Genomic DNA, 18,617 nt, shown 5'->3' with positions numbered 1-18,617 from the left:
CTTATTTTAAAAACATATTAATGGCGATAGCCACAAGCAACATTGCAAAGGCTTTTTTTAGCATCGGAACCGGTAACGCATTGGCGGCACTTGCTCCCATTTTTGAGGTAAAAAACGAAGTAGAGGTAATGCCTATGAGTGCAGGTAAGTAAACATAACCTAAAGAGTAATCAGGCATTCCTTCTAAGCCCCAACCGCTTAGAATAAAGCTGATTGTGCCGGATAAGCCTAAAAATGCACCACAAAATGAAGATGTGCCGATAGCTCGTTTAATATCTAAGCCACGATCGCTTAAAAACGGTACAATAAATGCACCGCCTGCGATACCAGCCATACTGGATAATGCTCCAATCACACTGCCACCCACAAGTGTAGTTTTTAAGGTAAGGGGTTTATTTTTGGGAGCTTTTTTCAAAGTAAAAAGCATTTTTCCGGCAAGATATAACACCATTACGGCGAAGATTTTAGACATTATTTGCGGATCGAGCCTACTTACTACCAAGCCCGATAAAAATACTGAGATCATTAGTGCTGGAATAAAAGATTTGCTGGTTTGTACATCAACATTTCCCAACTTATGATGGCGTTGAGCAGACGAAAATGCAGTAATAATAATGGTTGAGAACGACGTGCCTAATGCGGTGGACATTATATATTCAGGCGGCACGCCTGCCATTGGTAGTAAAAAAACCAAGCTCGGGACGATGATTAAACCGCCCCCAATACCGAATAATCCTGCTAAAAAGCCAACAAATACCCCTAAAAATAGACAGCTTAACAAAATAGTCATTATTATTTTCCTTTTTGGTTATGTTGATGCCAACCCCGATACGGCTTGCGATTTTCCTGTTTATAAGGTTTGGCGGAGTCCTGAAAGGATTTTCTAGTCGCGTGAGAAAATTTTTCATCACGCTCGGTACGAGATTTCTCAAGCGGTCTATCTTCAGCATTTTTTTGCATATTATTTTGCAGAACCTGTGCAAATTCTTTCATTGCTTTACGATAAACATCTCGTTTAAAAGAAACGACCTGACGAACAGGATACCAAAAGCTTACCCATCGCCAGCCGTCAAATTCCGGATTTTTCGTCGTTTTTAGATTAATTAGACTTTCATCACTAATAAGTTGCAATAAAAACCAACGCTGTTTCTGCCCAATACACACAGGACCAGATCCTTCATTGCGTACCAAGCGTTTTGGCAGTTTATATTTCAGCCAATATTTAGACGCCCAAAGCAATCGCACATCTTTCTTTGTTAAGCCGACTTCTTCATAAAGCTCACGGTACATTGCTGTTTCAATGTTTTCCCCCTCGTTAATGCCGCCTTGCGGAAATTGCCAAGAGTTTTGACCAAACCGTTTTGCCCACAGAACTTGTCCGTGCTTGTTACAGATTACGATTCCAACATTTGGGCGGTAGCCATCGAAATCGATCACTCGACCACCTAATGAATAAATTTAGAATAAGAGAATTGTTTCATACTTTGAGTTGATTTGCAAAAAATCCATTAAATCCGACCGCTTGTGAATAACTTTGTGGATAACTATTGAATTTCAAGGGTATAAGCTGAGGATAACTATGCTGAACGTTGTAAAATAAAGTAGTTAATCAGATCTGAAAATACGATCTTTTTCTTAAGCAATGATCTGGATAAAGATCAAGTTGTTGATTTTTTTCTCATCAAAATAAGGTTAAATTTTAAAATGAGTAAACCGAGAAATTTTTACTTGCTAAAGCGTATTGAGTTATCCCCACCATTTGTGGATAAAGATGTGATAGTTTTTCAAAATAGGCGTGAATAACTTAAAAAAACTATTCGATATTTTGAAAATATAAACTAAAATCAAATAGTTATCTTTATTTCATAGGGCTGTGAATAGGCAGGGATTTTATTGGTTGTTTTTTGTTCTATATGATGAATTAGACAAAATAGCCTAAAAAGGGGCAAAGCCCCTTTAATTGTTAAAATTTAAATTCTACTGAAGCCATCGCATAACGTTCAGGGGCGAGATAACGATTTAACCCCTCACCTGTTATGCTATTTGCAACTCCTGGGCTCGTAACACCAATAGTTCTTAGGTTATCCCAAGTCCAATATTTTTTATTAAAGAGGTTATAAACGCCTACTTTAACAATTGCTCTTTCCCCAAATTTTTTGTGTGCAACCAAATCAAATACGGTTGCAGAATTACTTAAGTATGGGTAAGTAGTCAGCGAGCTATCGTAGCTTAAATAACCAGTATTGGCTAAAATCGCATATTGTTTTGCATCTTTAGCCTTTTTACCTTGTGTATATGTGCCGTTTAGGTGAACTGCCCAGTCATTGTTTGAAGCTCGATAACCTATACCAAATAAGGCTTTTAGGGGTTGAACAGTCAGTAAATCAGAGCCATCATCACGTTTCCCTTTAGCATAGCCAATTCCGCCATTCAGCTCAAAGCCTTGTGGGATCGCATTCCACGCAGCGTTTAAGTCTAAAGTTCCGTTAATATCAACACCTTTGATTTTGGCTCGGTGGACATTTTGCGATTGGTAAATATTTCTCCCAACAGTTGCAAGATCAATCAGATTTCTATAATGGGTGTGGTAAGCCGTTACGCTCAAATTGCCTAATGAACCATTACCTACCAGTGAAATTTGATTACCTAAGCTGGTTTCTGGTTTCAAGTTGGTATTTGCTAGGAAAATTTGGCTCATACCACGCCCTTGAACCTCACGGTTAAAGAACATTTCACTTGCAGCTGGTGTTCTAAAGCCACGACTGATCTTATAGCCAAGTTGCCATACAGGGGAGAGTTGATAATTTAAACCAATATCGCCAGCCCAATTATTAAACTGCTTATTTGAAACTTGATTATCATCAGAACTTAAAGCTGTTCTTTCATATCTTGCATTAATATGGCTTGATAATCGCTGATTTAACAGGATTGAATCTCCTAATAAAATATGGAAGTTTTTTGTTTTTGCTGGCGACTGCATATTTTGATCGGTTGGCGTAATACCTGCTGTATAGGTTTTCATATCAAAACGGAAATCAGATACTCCATAGCCTAATTCAGTTGAAAATCTATGTTCTGTACTCCCTAGATGGGCTGGCTTGAAGGTGCTTGCTAACCTGCCTTCAACCGTGTTGGTATGAAAGGCACGCTTGGTATTATCTGTTTTTACGCCTCTTGTTGTATTAATTTGATCATTTCTACCCGAAATTTCGGTGTCTTGTTTAGTTACAGAGAACTTAATATTCTCAAAAATAGTTGCTTTTGGCGTATATAAATAGGTAACACCATAGATGTCTATTTCTTGCACATCAGTGAAATCACGCAATGTTGTTTCTGAGTAGGAAAGTTCCTGACCGACCATTTTACGGCGTTGTTTTAAGGCTTTCAGTTCAAGGCGATTTTCATCATTCCATTTTAGACCCATTTTGGCTAAGTAACTGTATTGGTTATTTTTGTAAGGATTTGGTAATCCACGCCCGGTTCCCATAATATTAGGCCCATTTGAGGTGGTTTGCACTTCATTACCCTGACGGTGGCTATAGACAAAAAGTGCATCTGCATATTGTCCGTCTGAAGCTATAGCTGCCGTTTTAATATGCTCTTTATTTTGACCGTTATAGCCATACTTTAGCATTCCGCCAGCTTTACGATCTTTCATTAAAATATCATCAACTGTTTTAGTGGTGTAATTGACCGCTCCTCCTAATGCACCGTTACCTGCTGATGTGCTTGAGCCTTTTTCAATAGACACATTACCCATTAATTCAGTATCAATTTCAGGGCGAGATTTGTTGTAATAACTATAGCGACTAAATGTAGCATAGTTATGTGAAGCTGCTTGCGAAACACCATCAACAGTTACTGCCACTTGATTGCCTTCAACACCGCGAATATTAAAGCCTTGCGAACCAAAGCGACCTGTTTGGGGAACACCCATATCAGTGCTATAACGTACTAAATCTTGATTGCTATTTATAACTTGCTGTTTGAGCAGATTTTTATGTTGCTCATTGACTTCAATTGTCTCTAGTTCAACAGAGTTTACGGCCGTTTCTTGAGCAAGTGAAAGTTGGGAAATAGCAGTAGTAATAACTATCGCTAATGTGGTTCGCTTGATATGCATATTTGATAGCTCCTTAAGTGATTTTAAATGTTATAAAAGTGTTAATATCATATCATTTTTGTTGAAAAGCAAAACAAGAATTATTATCATTTAGTAAAAAATAAAAATCAATGGAGTTATGAAAATGAAATCTTTTCTTTTGTCATTAATTACAATGACTTTGGCTTTGATCAATGCACAAGCGGCTGAAAAAATTGTTTCTACGGCAGGTTATGCTTCTGAAATTGTAGCGGAATTAGGTAGAGGGGATAATTTAGTGGGTGTTGATACCACCTCGATTAAACCCGAAGCAGAGATGGAGAAAAAACCTAAAATCGGTTATCGTCGCCAGCTTTCTGCGGAAGGTATTCTTTCATTAAAACCTGATTTAATTATTCTTGCACCTGATGCAGGCCCTCAAGCCGTGATTGATCAAATAAAAGCGAGTGGTATTGCATTGCTTCACTTAGAAAATAAACAAAGTTTAGAAGGCATTCGTGATGATATTGCTCAAATCGCTAAAACGATTGGAGCAGAGACAGAGGCAAAATTATTAACAGAAAAAATTTTGGCAGATGAGCAAAAATTGATTGCTCTGCGTAACCAACATTCAGCAGATATAAATGCGTTAGTATTAATCGATACCCCAACACAAGGTGTATTTGGTTTAGGAAAGGATAGTGCTGGCGAACATTTTTTGAGCTTATTAAAACTGAATAATAGCTTTGATGCACAAGGGAATAAACCATTATCAAGAGAAGCCTTAGCAGCCAGTAAAGCAGATATTATTCTGCTTGCTTCTCGCAATCAAGCAAAGGAAGCCGCAACTATTGCAAAATTACCACAAACACATACTCAATATGAACAGTTGCTCAATACACAAGCGGGCAAAAAAGGGTGTATTTTTACCATTAACATTTTAGATGCGTTAGGCTTTGGGCCTCACACCGCTCATTATGCTCATCAAATTTTAAGTGCTATTCAACCTTGTTTAAAATAATGGGATCAGCTTTGAAACTACATTTAATCTTTATTTTCACGCTTATTATCAGTCTCATTATTTGTAGCCATCTAGGGGCAACCTCGTTGCCTCTATCTGCTTGGTATTGCAGTTCTTCCGACTGTGAAAGTGCTGCTTATATTTTGTGGCAAATTCGGCTGCCTCGTTTACTTGGAGCATTATTAATAGGGGCTGCTCTTGCCATAAGCGGTGCGACGATGCAAGGCCTATTCCGAAATCCATTAGTTGATCCCGGTATTATTGGTGTGTCGTCTGGTGCAGCACTCGCTGCTGCTTTATATATTGTCATTATTCAGCCGCTAATGCCTCAATCTATCACTCTTTATGCCTTACCCGTAGCCGCTTTTTTAGGCGGTTGGCTGGTTACTTTTATGCTTTATCTGCTCTCTCAGCGGAATGGGCAATTACACATTGCGATTATGTTATTGATTGGTATTGCATTAGCAGCATTTACAGGAGCTTTGACAGGCATACTGATTTATATTGCCGATGACAACCAACTTCGCTCTTTAACATTTTGGAGTATGGGATCTTTAGCAGGAATGAATTGGCAGATGGTAGCGATGATGGCAGTTATTGTCGTTATTTGTAACCCTCTAATTTGGCGAGAGCATAGAGCATTAAATGCCCTAACATTAGGCGAAGAAGATGCCCAATATATTGGTTTTGAGATTGCGAAAGTAAAACGCCGCCTTGTCTTTTATGTAGCATTACTAACAGGAGCGAGCGTTGCCTGTGTTGGAGCTATCGGCTTTGTTGGGCTGGTTATTCCGCATTTAATGCGATTAATCGGGGGAAGTAATCATCGCTATTTGTTAGTAAACAGCTTAATTGGTGGTGCTATTTTATTAATGATTGCAGATACTCTGGCAAGAACAATAGCTGCACCGGCAGAAATTCCTATTGGTATTTTTACTGCCTTATGCGGTGCACCATTCCTTGCAGTAATGGTATGGAAAAGTGGGAAAAATCTATAATGACAAACTTATTAACTTGCCAAGATTTAACGGTTTACTATCAACAAAAACGGTTGTTGCATATTCAAGATGTCTCTTTTAAACAAGGCAAATTTACTACCATAATTGGTCCAAATGGAGCAGGAAAAACAACCTTACTGAAAGCCTTAAGTGGTTGTAATGCAAGCTCTAACAGGGCGGTTTTTTATCAAAATAACAGTCTACAACATTTAAGTGGTGCTTTATTAGCACAAAAACGTGCAATGCTGAGCCAGCAAAGCCAAATAGCTTTCCCACTTAATGTAGAAGAACTCGTGAGGTTAGGGCGAGAGCCGTATCGCCATAGTGAATTTGCAAAATTTAATGAAAAAATAACCGCTTGGGCAATAGAGGTTATGTCTTTAACTGACTTGCGAGCAAGAAGCAGTATTCAGCTCTCTGGCGGAGAGCAACATAGAGCCCAGATTGCAAGGGTATTGGCTCAACTCGTTCCTGAGCCGAATGCTGATTTGAGTGGAAAGTGGCTTTTACTTGATGAACCCACCAACCATTTAGATATTCATCATCAATATCAACTTTTTGCTCTGCTACAAAAGCTAAAACAGCAAGGTTTAACGATTATCGCTATTCTCCACGACCCAGCATTAGCAATCAATCAATCTGATTATATTCTGATGTTAAAAAACGGGGAGAAATTTGGCAAATATACCGCAGCAGAAGTAGCCGAAAATGCCTTATTAGATAGTTTGTATGAAATGAAAATGGGGTGTCGTTACTGCGTAAATACTAACCAATACTATCTTTGCCCTAGATTAAGTTAGTAATGACATATAAGGCTGCCAAAGCAGCCTTAAATGAGATGGAGAATTTTATTTTGCAGCTACAGTAAAGCGTTTAAACAGATGTGCTTGTTGTTCTACATCGTCAGCAATCGCAATGGCTAAATCAGCAACTGAAATGCCAGCTGGAATATCACCATTCATTAGCAATTCTTCGCTACCTAAACGGTACGAACCTAAGCGTTCTTCGCTAAATCCGCCATCAGCTCCTAAACTGGCTGGTGGGGAGATAAACGCCCAGTTCACATCACGGCGATCACGCAGGTCGTTCAATAAATGGCGAGCCGCATTTGCGCCGTCAAAAATCGCTTTCGGGAAATCAGGTGTGTCGATCACTTGTAAATTCGGGGCAACGTATAAACTCCCAGCACCGCCAACCACCAATAAATACGGCACTTCGGCAGTTTTGGCACTTTCAACAATCGCCTTTGAACCACGGGTGAAATCCGCCCCGATATTCGGGTTTGTCCAGCCCGGATTGAACGCACTCACCACCGCATCCACGCCCTTTAACTGTTCGGCAAAATTTGCATTTTCTACGTCAAAAGCGACCGCTTGTACGTTGTCGGCCTTCACTACCTTTTCCACGTTACGGGCAAATGCCACCACTTGATGACCACGCTCCGCCAGCTCTTTCACTACCGCTGAACCCACATAACCGGTTGCACCAATGACTGCGATTTTTTTCATTTTTTGCTCCTAATTTGAGAGAGGTTTTACACGAAACAAAGGGCAAATTACCACTTCATTTCGCCTTTATTTACTTTTGCACCTAAGCCAAGATTACCTTCTGCCGCTAAGCTTGGATAAGCCTGTTTCATTTTGGCAATCACTTCGCCACTGTCTTTGCTTTCGGCTAAAACTTGCTCATATTTTTGTAAATAAGCCTTATTAAATTCAAGGGTTGTTTTATCGCTCGCTTTGCCTTTGAATGAGTGTCCTGCCACGATGTTTTCAGGATTTAAAGCGATCATTTCATCGAGTTGAGCCAACCACGCTTGACGTGATTGCACAGTTTGCGTGTCGGCAAGCCATAGGTGCATATCATTAAATACGCCTACATTGCCGGCAATGGTTTTGAGTGATGGAATCCAAACATAAGGGCGGTGTGCCAGTTCGCCAGTTGTACCACGCAGTTCAATTTTTTCTCCATCAAGCGTTAAAACGGTCTCTTTCATTACTTCCGGAAGAACCACATTTTTCGGGGCATTTTCGCCCATTCTTGGCGACCAAACGCTTAATTTCGTTTCTACCTTGCTTTCGATTTTTTCTAACACCGCAGGCGATGCCACCACTTTCACATTAGGGAAAATTTCTTTGAGTGTCGCAACCCCAAAATAGTAATCAGGATCGGCATTGCTGATTAAAATCGTGCTTAATGTTTTTTTGCTATCCAGAATGTTTGCCGCAATTCGCATTGCGTCGGCACGAGTAAAGCCACTGTCAATTAAAATCGCTTCTTTTTCGCCCATTACCAATGTGGATTGCACAGAAAAACTGTTTTCATCGGCTGAATACGTTTTGATTTCTAACGCATTGGCAATGCTTGCACTCATCATTAAAGTTGCCAATAGTAATTTTTTCATTTTTTGTTTCCTTTTGTTGGTTGATTTATTTTTGTTTGGTCAGCAACAACGCCCACCAAACGACTTGATGTGGTGCATTATAGTGAAATAAAAAATGGGAAAAATAGCGATTTGTGAATATGATTGTTTCATTATTTGAAACATTAAATGGATTGCTTTATCATCAGAATTGAAAAGAGCATAAAAAAAGACTACACTTTGTCTATATGTATCTACAAATAAGGAGTGACTATGAGTGTAATGACCTGCCGTGAATTTAATCAAAAAACCAGCCTTGCCCAAAAATATGCGGAGACCGCACCGGTGATTATTACCCATCGAGGTAAGCCGACTTTTGTGTTGTTGAAGTATGAGGATTATCAACCGCAAAAAACCGCTCGAAGTGCCTTAGACGCTTTGTTAGATCTGGATCATTCCCCCGATGTGGCGGATATTGAGTTGGAGTTAAAGCCCCGTAGTCGAGCCCAACGTCCGCCGGTCGATTTTGGAGATGAGTGATGTTTTTACTCGATACTAATGTGGTCAGCGAACTGCGAAAAGTGAAAAAAGGGATGGCTAATCCAAATGTAGTAGCGTGGTTGGCAAAGCAAAATCCGAATGATTTTTACATTAATTCTATTGTGCTAATGGAACTGGAACGGGGCGTTTTGGCGATGGAGCGAAAAGATCCTACGCAAGGTGTTCATCTACGCCATTGGCAAAATCTGTTTCTCAACCAAATTTTGCATAAGCCGATTTTACCCATTGACGAAACCACCGCCCAAATCTGTACCAAACTGCATATTCCCGATCACGCCCCTGAAAATGATGCGTGGATTGCAGCCTCCGCTATTCAACACCATTTGATTTTGGTTACCCGCAATACGGCTGATTTCGCCAAAACCGGGGCAAAATTGTTTAACCCCTTTGAGCCACAATAATGGACAGAATTCAAGCAATTAATATCTTTTTAACCATTGTCGAAACCGGCAGTTTTACTGCCACTGCTGAAAAATTAGATTTATCTAAACCGATGGTAAGTCGTGCAGTGGCGATGTTGGAAGAGTGGTTCAATGCTCGTTTGTTACAACGTACCACACGCAAAGTTTCGCTTACTGAAGCAGGGGAACAAGCAGTTGAATATTGCCAAAAAATTGCAAACTTAACAGAGAATATAGAGCAAGATTTCCTCGCCCGTTCGGGGGAATTAAGCGGAACATTGCGGATTTCTGCCGCAATTTCGTTTGGTGGCTCGCACCTGGTTACTGCGTTACAAGCTTTTATGCAAAAGCACCCAAAAGTGTCGGTGCAATTACAGCTTTCAGATCAGAAAGTAGATTTGTTTGATGAACGTATCGATCTCGCTCTACGCTTTACCGATAACCCGGATGCAGGTTTAGTCGCTCGAAAATTAGGCACTATTCATTCACGACTGGTTGCTACACCTACTTATCTTGCTCAATATGGTGTGCCAAATAAACCCGAAGATTTGGTTCATCACCGCTATCTTGCTCACGCTAATGTAAACCGTAAGAGCTGGAAGTTTTATCGAGATGGACAAGAAACGATTTTAGAGCTAGTAAGTCCTTTCTGCGTGAATGATACGAATGCGTTACTTAATGCCATTATGGCAGATGGCGGAATTGCAATGCTCCCAAACTATATGCTGACAGAGCTGCTCAAACAAGAACGTTTGCAACCTTTGCTGACCGACTGGCAATTGCCGATTTATCCTCTATATGCTCTCTACCCAACTCGTCATCATTTACCGCTAACGGTACGTGCTTTGGTGGATTTTCTGGCAGAGTATTTTGCGAAGCAGAATTGGTAGGTTGCAATTAGCACTAAGCAAGCTAATATCCATAGCATAAATTTAAGCGTTTTTTTAAAATCGTTACTTTTTCCAAAAGAAAACCGATTGAGCTTAACACTCAATCGGTTGTTGGTATCAGCTCAATTTAAGCCTTTAAACTTGCCATATCAATTACAAAACGATATTTCACATCTGATTTCAACATACGTTCATAAGCATTGTTGATATTTTGCATATCAATCATTTCCACATCTGGTACGATGTTGTGCTCCGCACAGAAATCCAGCATTTCTTGAGTTTCTTTAATTCCACCGATGACAGAAGCCGCAATTGAGCGTCTGCCCATAATCATCGGTACGGTGTTGATTGTTTGTTCTAGCTCACCGACTAAGCCGACTAGAACCAATGTGCCATCTAATGCTAGAGTTGGAATATAAGGCTTTAAATCGTGAGTGTATGGCACGGTATCGATAATCACATCAAAAGTATTAGCCACTTCTTGCATTTGAGCTTCATCGGTTGAAAGCACAACACGGCTTGCTCCTAAGCGGAACGCATCATTAGATTTTCCTGCCGAACGAGTGAACAGAGTAACTTCTGCTCCCATTGCAGCCGCTAATTTTACCGCCATATGTCCAAGACCACCTAAGCCAATAACACCGACTTTCGAGCCTTTTTGCACATTCCAGTGGCACAGTGGTGAGTAAGTGGTAATGCCCGCACAAAGTAGTGGAGCAACTGCTTTGGTATCAAGTTTTTCAGACACTTTTAACACAAAATCTTCGCTCACTACCACGCCTGTACTGTAACCACCTTGTGTAAGTGAACCATCAAAGCGGTCATTTGAGCCATAAGTACCGATATGTCCGTGTTCACAGTATTGCTCTAAGCCGTGCTGACAAGGCGAGCAAGTACGGCACGAATCGACCATACAACCCACGCCCACTAAATCACCGATTTGGAATTTATTTGCTTTGCTCCCCACTTTGGTTACTCGACCAATAATTTCGTGTCCGGGAACGATAGGATAGGTGTGAGTAAATCCCCAGTCATTACGAGCTGTGTGTAAGTCGGAATGGCACACGCCACAATATAAAATATCAATTAACACATCATCTTCACGCAATTCACGGCGTTCAAAAGAGTGGGGCTCAAGGTCAGTTGTTGCACTAAATGCAGCATAGGATTTTACAGGGTAAGTCATAGGTTTTCTCCGTTAAACTTAAAGTGAATGTAATGTTCTTGAATGAAATTCAATATGTTCGCTGATAAATCTGAATTGCAAAATATTAAACAAAATAGACCGCTTGTTTGTTACAAGCGGTCTGATTTTTTAATTATTCTACAAATTGCACAACTTGCTCAAAGGTTTTGCGGGATTTTTGGCGGATTTCTTTATCTCGATAGCCAAAGGTGCACATCACTGAAATGCCCCACTCGTTCGGGTCGAATAAGCCTGCGTCAGCCAAAATTTGGTTTACTTCTTTATAAGCAAAACCTTCGATTGGGCAAGAATCTACGCCAATCATTGCCGCCCCGGTCATCATATTACCTAGTGCGATGTAAGTTTGTTTACTTGCCCAGTCGAACAGGCTACGTTCGTTGTCTAAAATACCAATATCTTGTTCTTGGAATTTTTTATACACCGCCATTGCTTTTTCACGAGCCTCGCCTTCTAAACCACGTCTATCCATAATTTCAGCAAAATATTGGCTATCAAAGCGAGCATTTTTCTTGGCTAAAATTACCACGATATGGCTTGAAGTTTCCATCGTTGGAATGCCCCAGCAATATGGCTTGATTGCTTGGCGAAGTTCCGGATTTTGTAACACGATAAACTGCCACGGTTCAGAGCCTACTGAACTTGGGCTTAAACGACCCAGTTCTAAAATATAGTTCATATCTTCAGCCGGGATTTTTTTATTACCATCGTAAGAACGAGTTGAAGCACGGTAGTGGAAGGCGTTTAACACGTCATCTTTGTTTAAAAAATTCATTTTGTTTCTCCGATAAAAATTAGTTTACATAAACCCACGTTGATACTGGCGTGGTACAAATTGCATTGGACTGCCGTCAAATTGATTTTGCTGATATTGAGCGTTCAGCACCCAATTCGGATCACGCAATAATGCACGCCCAACGGCGATTAAGTCGGCATTTTCTAAGCCTAAAACGTGGTCGGCAACGGCTGGATTGTCCAACATTCCCACTGCTATCACTGGCAGATTGGTCGCTTTTTTAACTTTCTCTGCTAAGTAAACTTGATAACCTGCGTAAAATTCCGGGTGATTACCGGCGTGAAGCACACCATCACCTCCGCCACTCACATCCAGCACGTCTGCACCGGCTGCCGCAAAGCGTTTAGCAACTTCAACACCATAATCACTATCAAAACCGTCTTTGCCGTACTCTTGTGCTGAAATTCGCACGATTAATGGCATCTCCGCAGGCATTACGTCTTTTGCGGCTTTGATGACTTGTTCACCGAATAGCATTGGATCTTTGCCGTATTCATCTGTGCGTTTATTTGATTTTGGCGAGTAGAATTGGTGGATTAAATAGCCGTGTGCGGCGTGAAGTTCAATCGTATCAAATCCTGCTGCTACGGCACGTTTTACTGAATTTTGGAATGCGACTACCAGCTCTTTGACTTCTTCTGTGGTTAATTCACGTGGGGTAATCAGGTTTTGCCCTGCATAATCTAACTCACCATAATGAATGGCTGAAGGTGCAACTGCATTTGGTTCGTCTTGAGCTTTACGTCCTGCGTGGGCGATTTGAATACCGATTTTTGTTCCCTGAGCGTGAACGCTATCAACAAGGCGTTTAAATTCTGTTTGTTGCTCATCGTTCCATAAACCTAAGCAGTTTGGGGTGATACGACCGTTTGGAGCGATATTAGTCATCTCAACAATAATCAATCCAACACCACCAATGGCACGGCTGGTGTAATGCACAAAATGCCAATCATTTGGTACGCCGTCTGTGGCGGAATATTGGCACATTGGGGGCATTACCACGCGGTTTTTGAGTTCAAGATTTTTGATAGTAAATGGAGTGAATAATTTTCTAAATTTTGCCATTTTTTTAAGTTCCTATGAAAAAACTAGAGCATAGTAGAGAAAATCATTTATTAAGACAAATAGATTATTTTGATATTAAGATATAATTTGACGTAATACAAAACGGTGCATTTGCAAAATATTTGCGAAAATGCACCGCTTGTTTTTCATTATTTATGTTTCTTCGTCTAAAATTTGGCGTATTGCTTTCATCATTTCTTGATCGTGTTCAATAGCGATTTTCAACATTTCGTCATTTGTAAAACGAGGTTGATTTGGATCATAATATTCCGCCATTACTTTGACATTATGTCTATCCATACCGAAGAACATATCTCCAATACGGTGGACTTTTTCTGGTGCAAAATCTAACGCTCGTAAGGCTTGCTTGCCTGTTCGTAATGCACTGTCGAATGTTTCGCGTACTTGTACATCCGCACCGGCTTGAGCCAGTTCAAACACGCTGACTCGGTCATAAGCTCGGGCAATAATTTTAATGTGCGGATTGCTATGGCGGGCGTGCTTAACAATGCTGATCGCTTTTTTCATATCATTGATGGCAACAATCAATAGTTTAGCGGTCTCAATACCGGCTTTGTGTAGCAAATCCGGGTGAGAGCCATCGCCGTAGTAGCTTTTAATACCACGGCGTTTCATTCCGGCAATCAGTTTCGTGTCTTGCTCAATAATTGTTGGAGTATAACCACAAGCAGCCAGCAAGTGATTAACAATCTGACCATATCGCCCTAATCCAATTAAGATAATCTCGCCTTGTTCATCAATATGATCGGGCGTTTGCAACTCACCAGCAATAAAACGAGGTGCTAGCCATTTTTGATGTGCAATAATAAACAGTGGTGTAAGCATCATAGAAAGCACCACTATAGCTGTCATATTTGAATTAACCTCTTCACTAATAACACCTTGCTGTGTTGCTGCTGCAAAGAGCACGAAAGCAAATTCGCCCCCTTGTGCCATAAGTATTGCTCGGTCGAGTGAATCAGCTTTATTTGAACCTGTTAAACGGGCAACTAAGTAAATGACTAAGCCTTTAGCAAACATCATCGCAAATACACACGAAATGATAACTGCCCAATTTTTCAGAATATGCGAAATATCTAGGCTCATTCCTACACCAAGGAAAAATAGCCCAAGAAGCAAGCCTTTGAATGGATCGATATCTACTTCTAATTGGTGGCGGAATGCAGAGTTAGAGAGTAATACACCGGCTAAGAAAGCACCCATTGCCATCGATAAACCGCCTGCTTCCATTAGTAGTGATGCCCCTAGCACGATAAATAATGCGGCTGCCGTCATTAATTCACGAATTTTGGTTTTGGCTAAAATCCGGAATAACGGATTAAGCAACCAAATGCCACTGACAACTAAAATGACTACAGAGCCAATCGGAAGTAGAAATTTCTGCCAAATTGGAACTGCCTCTTGTACCATATTGGGGTTAGTCGGTGCTAAGAATGCAACAAACGCGAGAAGTGGCACAATCAATAAATCTTCAAAAAGCAACACGGCAATAATGCGTCTGCCACGATCGCTTGTCATTTCTCCTCTGTCGCTTAATGTTTGCATCACAATTGCAGTGGAAGTAAGCACAAAACCTGCCGCTGCAATAAACGAAAATTGCAATGAGAAGCCATAAGCTATACCGATCAACGTAAGTGCTGCAATCGCAACTAAAATTTGTAGGCTACCCATACCGAAAATATATTTTCGCAAACCCCATAAATGCTTTGGTTGCATTTCAAGTCCAACCAAAAAGAGGAACATCACGACACCCAATTCAGCAAAATGAATGATGGCTGCGGCATTATTAAATAGCCCTAAACCAAAAGGTCCAAGGGCTAAACCTGCAGCTAAATAGCCCAATACCGAACCTAACCCAATTTTCTTAAATAATGGAACAGCAATAAGTGCTGCACCTAACAAACTTACCACACTCGCAAGTTGCCCTACATTTTCCGTTGCCATAACGTCCTCATCAAATTAAGCACCTTAATTGAGATGGATTTTAGCATAATTTAAAATAGGGCTAGGGTTGGGAATAAAATATTTATTAGCCAAAATAGGGCTTGGCTTTTTATTGGATACAAGCGGTTGATTTTTCAATATAATTTGCAAATGGAGAAGTAGATGAGCGATATTAGAACCCTTGATTTAAACTTGCTAAAAGCCTTTGTCGTATTGTTAGACGAAAGTAATGTGAGCCGTGCGGCGAAGCGGCTTTCAGTTACGCAACCTGCGATGAGTGGGATTTTGAATCGGCTACGAGAGAGCTTTAACGATCAATTATTCGTACGAGTGCAACACGGTATGCAACCTACCGAACGGGCATTACAATTGGGGCAGACTGCTCGTAAAATTTTGCAAGAAATTAATACGATGTTACAACCACCGAAGCTAGAGCCGGAAAAATTGTCGATGACGCTCCGTATTGCTGCTATGGATTATGTGCAACAAATTATCGCACTGCCGTTGATTTTACGCCTTCGCTGCCTCGCTCCAAATATACAGGTGGCGTTATTGCCTGTGCAAGGACAGAATATTAAGACTTTGTTTGAGCAGAATAAAATTGATTTGGCATTGGTTAGTCAGCAGCATTTAAGTGCAGATATGCCAAGAACCGTGCTGTATGAAGAACGCTATGTTTGTGCGATGAGCCATACGCATTCTCTAGCCAATAAAAAACTGACCTTAGAGCAGTTTTGTGAGCTGCCTTTTGCGATGCTTTCTTATAACGGTGGTGAATTTAGCGGAGCAACAGATATTGCCTTGCAGAAATTAGGTAAACAACGCAAGGTAATGGTTTCAGTAAATCATATTTCACTTTTACCACAACTGCTACAAGGTTCAGATTTAGTAGCTGTGCTGCCTGAACATTTAGCCAAGACCTTACCTAACGTGCATTTGCAAGCTCCACCTATCGAGGTAGAAGGCTTTACGATGATGATGGCGTGGCACGAGCGAACCGAGCAAGATATTGCCCATCGTTGGTTAAGAGATATTTTGAAAGATGTAGTGAAATAAGCATTTTTGTATTTTACGCACTAAAAAAGCCGTTTATCTTTTTGAGATAAACGGCTTTCATTATGTTAAAAAATTAAAATTTTTCTACAAAATCAGCATAAGTATTAATGAAGTTTTGCATTGAGCCTTTTAACGCATCATTTGCAATTTCACCATCTTCTGCAAATACGCCACCAAATAGGTTACCTACATTTAATGCAAATGGTAGAGTTGGCATATTCACGAATGCACCGGAGGTGATAGTACGAATTTGATCCGCTGCACGTACACCACCAGCAGCACTTGCTCCAACTGTAACGATACCAGCCGGTTTGCCAATCCATTTGCTTTCACCCATTGGACGAGAAACCACATCGATTGCATTTTTTAACATTGCTGAAATGCCTGCATTGTGTTCAGGGGTAACGAATAAAACGCCGTCTGCCGTTGAAACTGCTTCACGCACACGAGTGTATTGTGCCGGGCTGTTTTCGTCTAAATCACGGTCGTAAAGTGGAAGATCTGCAATTTCAACAATGTTTAATTGAATGCTTGCCGGTGCCATTTTTTGTAAGTGGCGAACCGTTAATTGACTAAATGAAGTTTTGCTACCGCTGCCGATTAATACTGCAATTTGTTTTGCCATTTTATAAATTCCTTAAAAGAGTAACTAAATTTGTGCCTATTTTATCCCTTTCTGTTTATGGAATAAAGCCCATATAGTGAAAGTTACTCTTTACTCATAATAAATAATCTTGCAAATTTTTAGTAAATTTCGACCGCTTGTATAATAAAATCATTATAATCGTTACAGATTAGCGTAGAGGTTCTTATGTCTGTTTTAAAGAAAATAAAATCTGTCTCAACTTTAGGCGTAGTAACAATGTTATCGGCTTGTAGTTTGGTTACTTATAAACCTGTTAATACCATTAAACAAGTGAGCCTTGATAGTGGATACCGCCAAAAGAGCGTATTCAAAGAAGGGGCTAAAGACGGCAACATTATTGTTGTAATGTTTTCAGGTGGTGGCACACGAGCTGCCGCACTGGGTTATGGTGTGTTGGAAGAGTTACAAAAAGCAAAAGTGAAGGGCACAGAGAAGGGAGATACGTTATTAGATAATATTGATATAACCTTTGGTGTGTCGGGCGGTTCGGTATTAGCCACTTATTTTGCGTTGGAAGGAAAAGCGATTATTCCTAAATTTGCGAATAACTTTTTAAAATCAAATTTTCAGAAAGATATTCTCACAGAAGTGTTTTCGCTCTCTAATTTACCTCGCTTAAGCTCACCGCAATTTGGGCGAGGAGATTTATTGCAAGAACGCTTTAATTTAGCCCTTTATAAGGGCAAAAAATTTGGCGATTTAGTGAGAAACCGCAAAGGACCGTTTGCCGTAATTAGTGCGACGGATATGAATATCGGGCAGCAACTTACGTTCACCCAAGAAACCTTTGACGGGCTTTGCCTTAACCTAAATGATTTGGAAATTGCCCGAGCAGTGGCGGCTTCAAGTTCTGTGCCGCTGATTTTTGCTCCGCTTACATTGAATAACAATGGGGGAAATTGTCATTTCAGCTTGCCGAAAGCCTTTACTGAACAAGAAAAAGTAGTTGATGGTTTAACCACTAAGCAGATTGAAGAAACGGAACATACACTGAGCTTTTATCAAGATAGCAAAGAACGCCCGTTTATCCATTTAGTGGATGGTGGACTAACGGATAACTTAGGTTTGGCTTCTATATTAGATATTTCAGATTTGGTTGGTATTGAAGATATGTATAAACGTGCCGGCGAGCTGGGGGTTAAGAATGTCATCGTTATTAACGTCAATGCTCAAAATGAAGTATCAAGTGAAATTGATAAATCCCCCAATGTGCCCGGCTTGAAAGATGTGGTGAATACGATTGTCAATGTTCCTATTGATAGCACCACGCAAATTAACCTTCAACGCTATAGTCAATTTAGCGATAGTTGGAATAAATATGCCAACGAACAGCAAACCAAAATTGAGATGTTTTTTGTCAATTTAGGCTTAAAAGAACTGCCTGATGGTCAGTTGAAAAAAGAAGTATTAAATATTCCAACCTCTTTTTATTTGCCGGAAAAAGACATTGATAAATTGCGTGAATCTGCTCGCATTTTGTTAGAACAATCTGAAGTTTATAAAAAAGCAGTAATGGCTTTGCAATAAAGTATATTGTTATTATAAAAGGTAAGGGCGAATTGCAATTCGCC

General features: G+C 40.3%; 18 protein-coding genes. 8 read left to right on the top strand and 10 right to left on the bottom strand.

What is annotated here, in order from left to right; genetic code table 11:
- Position 1: 1 nt before the first annotated feature.
- The 3 genes from V6W77_RS10695 to V6W77_RS10685 form a co-directional block, all read right to left on the bottom strand.
- A complete protein-coding gene (locus tag V6W77_RS10695; protein ID WP_334232208.1) occupies positions 2–790 on the bottom strand; it encodes a sulfite exporter TauE/SafE family protein in 789 nt (262 codons plus the stop codon).
- A gap of 2 nt (positions 791–792) precedes the next feature.
- A complete protein-coding gene (rppH, locus tag V6W77_RS10690) occupies positions 793–1,437 on the bottom strand; it encodes an RNA pyrophosphohydrolase (protein WP_025235176.1) in 645 nt (214 codons plus the stop codon).
- Positions 1,438–1,963: 526 nt separating this feature from the next.
- Positions 1,964–4,123, bottom strand: coding sequence for a TonB-dependent hemoglobin/transferrin/lactoferrin family receptor (locus V6W77_RS10685; RefSeq protein ID WP_334254618.1), 2,160 nt, complete (start codon positions 4,121–4,123; stop codon positions 1,964–1,966).
- 124 nt (positions 4,124–4,247) lie between these two features.
- Between V6W77_RS10685 and V6W77_RS10680 the strand changes: the two genes are divergently transcribed.
- Genes V6W77_RS10680 through V6W77_RS10670 form a run of 3 tightly spaced genes read left to right on the top strand, consistent with a single transcriptional unit; the run spans position 4,248 to position 6,900 of the window.
- Positions 4,248–5,102 (top strand): heme/hemin ABC transporter substrate-binding protein, encoded by an 855-nt coding sequence (locus tag V6W77_RS10680; protein ID WP_334254617.1) that lies wholly within the window; start codon positions 4,248–4,250, stop codon positions 5,100–5,102.
- An 11-nt stretch (positions 5,103–5,113) separates the two neighbouring features.
- Positions 5,114–6,100 carry a FecCD family ABC transporter permease gene (locus V6W77_RS10675; protein ID WP_334254616.1) on the top strand — a complete coding sequence of 329 codons (987 nt, stop codon included), beginning with the start codon at positions 5,114–5,116 and terminating at the stop codon, positions 6,098–6,100.
- A complete protein-coding gene (locus V6W77_RS10670; protein WP_334254615.1) occupies positions 6,100–6,900 on the top strand; it encodes an ABC transporter ATP-binding protein in 801 nt (266 codons plus the stop codon). The genes V6W77_RS10675 and V6W77_RS10670 overlap by 1 nt, the downstream gene beginning before the upstream one ends.
- A gap of 48 nt (positions 6,901–6,948) precedes the next feature.
- On the opposite strand, the gene V6W77_RS10665 is transcribed toward V6W77_RS10670, so the two are convergent.
- Both V6W77_RS10665 and V6W77_RS10660 read right to left on the bottom strand, forming a co-directional pair.
- Positions 6,949–7,608 carry an NAD(P)-dependent oxidoreductase gene (locus tag V6W77_RS10665; RefSeq protein WP_334254614.1) on the bottom strand — a complete coding sequence of 220 codons (660 nt, stop codon included), beginning with the start codon at positions 7,606–7,608 and terminating at the stop codon, positions 6,949–6,951.
- Positions 7,609–7,655: 47 nt separating this feature from the next.
- Positions 7,656–8,504, bottom strand: coding sequence for an MBL fold metallo-hydrolase (locus V6W77_RS10660; RefSeq protein WP_334254613.1), 849 nt, complete (start codon positions 8,502–8,504; stop codon positions 7,656–7,658).
- 231 nt (positions 8,505–8,735) lie between these two features.
- Between V6W77_RS10660 and V6W77_RS10655 the strand changes: the two genes are divergently transcribed.
- From V6W77_RS10655 to V6W77_RS10645, 3 genes are read left to right on the top strand one after another with little or no spacing between them, the layout of a single operon-like run.
- Positions 8,736–9,002 carry a type II toxin-antitoxin system prevent-host-death family antitoxin gene (locus V6W77_RS10655; RefSeq protein WP_334233625.1) on the top strand — a complete coding sequence of 89 codons (267 nt, stop codon included), beginning with the start codon at positions 8,736–8,738 and terminating at the stop codon, positions 9,000–9,002.
- The gene (locus V6W77_RS10650; RefSeq protein WP_334254612.1) at positions 9,002–9,424 is read left to right on the top strand and encodes a type II toxin-antitoxin system VapC family toxin; all 423 of its coding nucleotides are present in this window, start codon (positions 9,002–9,004) and stop codon (positions 9,422–9,424) included. The genes V6W77_RS10655 and V6W77_RS10650 overlap by 1 nt, the downstream gene beginning before the upstream one ends.
- On the top strand, positions 9,424–10,314 hold the full coding sequence (locus V6W77_RS10645; protein ID WP_334254611.1) for a LysR family transcriptional regulator: 891 nt from the start codon (positions 9,424–9,426) through the stop codon (positions 10,312–10,314). Before V6W77_RS10650 ends, V6W77_RS10645 begins: the two co-directional genes overlap by 1 nt.
- A 127-nt stretch (positions 10,315–10,441) precedes the next feature.
- Here V6W77_RS10645 and V6W77_RS10640 read toward each other — a convergent pair whose 3' ends face one another.
- From V6W77_RS10640 to V6W77_RS10625, 4 genes are all read right to left on the bottom strand, one after another.
- Positions 10,442–11,500 (bottom strand): NAD(P)-dependent alcohol dehydrogenase, encoded by a 1,059-nt coding sequence (locus tag V6W77_RS10640; protein WP_334248405.1) that lies wholly within the window; start codon positions 11,498–11,500, stop codon positions 10,442–10,444.
- Between the two features lie 133 nt (positions 11,501–11,633).
- Entirely contained in the window at positions 11,634–12,293 is a 660-nt protein-coding gene (locus V6W77_RS10635) for an NAD(P)H-dependent oxidoreductase (RefSeq protein WP_334254610.1), read from the bottom strand.
- Between the two features lie 24 nt (positions 12,294–12,317).
- The gene (locus V6W77_RS10630) at positions 12,318–13,379 is read right to left on the bottom strand and encodes an NADH:flavin oxidoreductase/NADH oxidase (RefSeq protein WP_334254609.1); all 1,062 of its coding nucleotides are present in this window, start codon (positions 13,377–13,379) and stop codon (positions 12,318–12,320) included.
- A 153-nt stretch (positions 13,380–13,532) separates the two neighbouring features.
- Entirely contained in the window at positions 13,533–15,344 is a 1,812-nt protein-coding gene (locus tag V6W77_RS10625) for a monovalent cation:proton antiporter-2 (CPA2) family protein (RefSeq protein WP_334254608.1), read from the bottom strand.
- Between the two features lie 162 nt (positions 15,345–15,506).
- Here V6W77_RS10625 and V6W77_RS10620 point away from each other — a divergent pair, with 162 nt between their 5' ends.
- Complete coding sequence (locus V6W77_RS10620; protein ID WP_334254607.1) at positions 15,507–16,400, top strand: LysR family transcriptional regulator; 894 nt, start codon at positions 15,507–15,509, stop codon at positions 16,398–16,400.
- Positions 16,401–16,473: 73 nt separating this feature from the next.
- On the opposite strand, the gene V6W77_RS10615 is transcribed toward V6W77_RS10620, so the two are convergent.
- On the bottom strand, positions 16,474–17,025 hold the full coding sequence (locus V6W77_RS10615; RefSeq protein WP_334254606.1) for an NADPH-dependent FMN reductase: 552 nt from the start codon (positions 17,023–17,025) through the stop codon (positions 16,474–16,476).
- A 186-nt stretch (positions 17,026–17,211) separates the two neighbouring features.
- Here V6W77_RS10615 and V6W77_RS10610 point away from each other — a divergent pair, with 186 nt between their 5' ends.
- Complete coding sequence (locus tag V6W77_RS10610) at positions 17,212–18,573, top strand: patatin-like phospholipase family protein (protein ID WP_334254605.1); 1,362 nt, start codon at positions 17,212–17,214, stop codon at positions 18,571–18,573.
- Positions 18,574–18,617: the final 44 nt, after the last annotated feature.

The sequence above is a fragment of the Mannheimia indoligenes genome (genome assembly GCF_036880405.1).
In the GTDB taxonomy this organism is placed as follows: domain Bacteria; phylum Pseudomonadota; class Gammaproteobacteria; order Enterobacterales; family Pasteurellaceae; genus Mannheimia; species Mannheimia indoligenes.
This window is presented reverse-complemented; position numbering and strand designations above follow the sequence as displayed.

What these genes read in the sequence shown, in the direction of transcription:
- V6W77_RS10695 (WP_334232208.1), bottom strand. Translation starts at nt 790, where the DNA reads ATGACTATTTTGTTAAGCTGTCTATTTTTAGGGGTATTTGTTGGCTTT.
- V6W77_RS10685 (WP_334254618.1), bottom strand. Translation starts at nt 4,123, where the DNA reads ATGCATATCAAGCGAACCACATTAGCGATAGTTATTACTACTGCTATT.
- V6W77_RS10680 (WP_334254617.1), top strand. Translation starts at nt 4,248, where the DNA reads ATGAAATCTTTTCTTTTGTCATTAATTACAATGACTTTGGCTTTGATC.
- V6W77_RS10670 (WP_334254615.1), top strand. Translation starts at nt 6,100, where the DNA reads ATGACAAACTTATTAACTTGCCAAGATTTAACGGTTTACTATCAACAA.
- V6W77_RS10665 (WP_334254614.1), bottom strand. Translation starts at nt 7,608, where the DNA reads ATGAAAAAAATCGCAGTCATTGGTGCAACCGGTTATGTGGGTTCAGCG.
- V6W77_RS10660 (WP_334254613.1), bottom strand. Translation starts at nt 8,504, where the DNA reads ATGAAAAAATTACTATTGGCAACTTTAATGATGAGTGCAAGCATTGCC.
- V6W77_RS10655 (WP_334233625.1), top strand. Translation starts at nt 8,736, where the DNA reads ATGAGTGTAATGACCTGCCGTGAATTTAATCAAAAAACCAGCCTTGCC.
- V6W77_RS10650 (WP_334254612.1), top strand. Translation starts at nt 9,002, where the DNA reads ATGTTTTTACTCGATACTAATGTGGTCAGCGAACTGCGAAAAGTGAAA.
- V6W77_RS10645 (WP_334254611.1), top strand. Translation starts at nt 9,424, where the DNA reads ATGGACAGAATTCAAGCAATTAATATCTTTTTAACCATTGTCGAAACC.
- V6W77_RS10640 (WP_334248405.1), bottom strand. Translation starts at nt 11,500, where the DNA reads ATGACTTACCCTGTAAAATCCTATGCTGCATTTAGTGCAACAACTGAC.
- V6W77_RS10635 (WP_334254610.1), bottom strand. Translation starts at nt 12,293, where the DNA reads ATGAATTTTTTAAACAAAGATGACGTGTTAAACGCCTTCCACTACCGT.
- V6W77_RS10630 (WP_334254609.1), bottom strand. Translation starts at nt 13,379, where the DNA reads ATGGCAAAATTTAGAAAATTATTCACTCCATTTACTATCAAAAATCTT.
- V6W77_RS10625 (WP_334254608.1), bottom strand. Translation starts at nt 15,344, where the DNA reads ATGGCAACGGAAAATGTAGGGCAACTTGCGAGTGTGGTAAGTTTGTTA.
- V6W77_RS10620 (WP_334254607.1), top strand. Translation starts at nt 15,507, where the DNA reads ATGAGCGATATTAGAACCCTTGATTTAAACTTGCTAAAAGCCTTTGTC.
- V6W77_RS10615 (WP_334254606.1), bottom strand. Translation starts at nt 17,025, where the DNA reads ATGGCAAAACAAATTGCAGTATTAATCGGCAGCGGTAGCAAAACTTCA.
- V6W77_RS10610 (WP_334254605.1), top strand. Translation starts at nt 17,212, where the DNA reads ATGTCTGTTTTAAAGAAAATAAAATCTGTCTCAACTTTAGGCGTAGTA.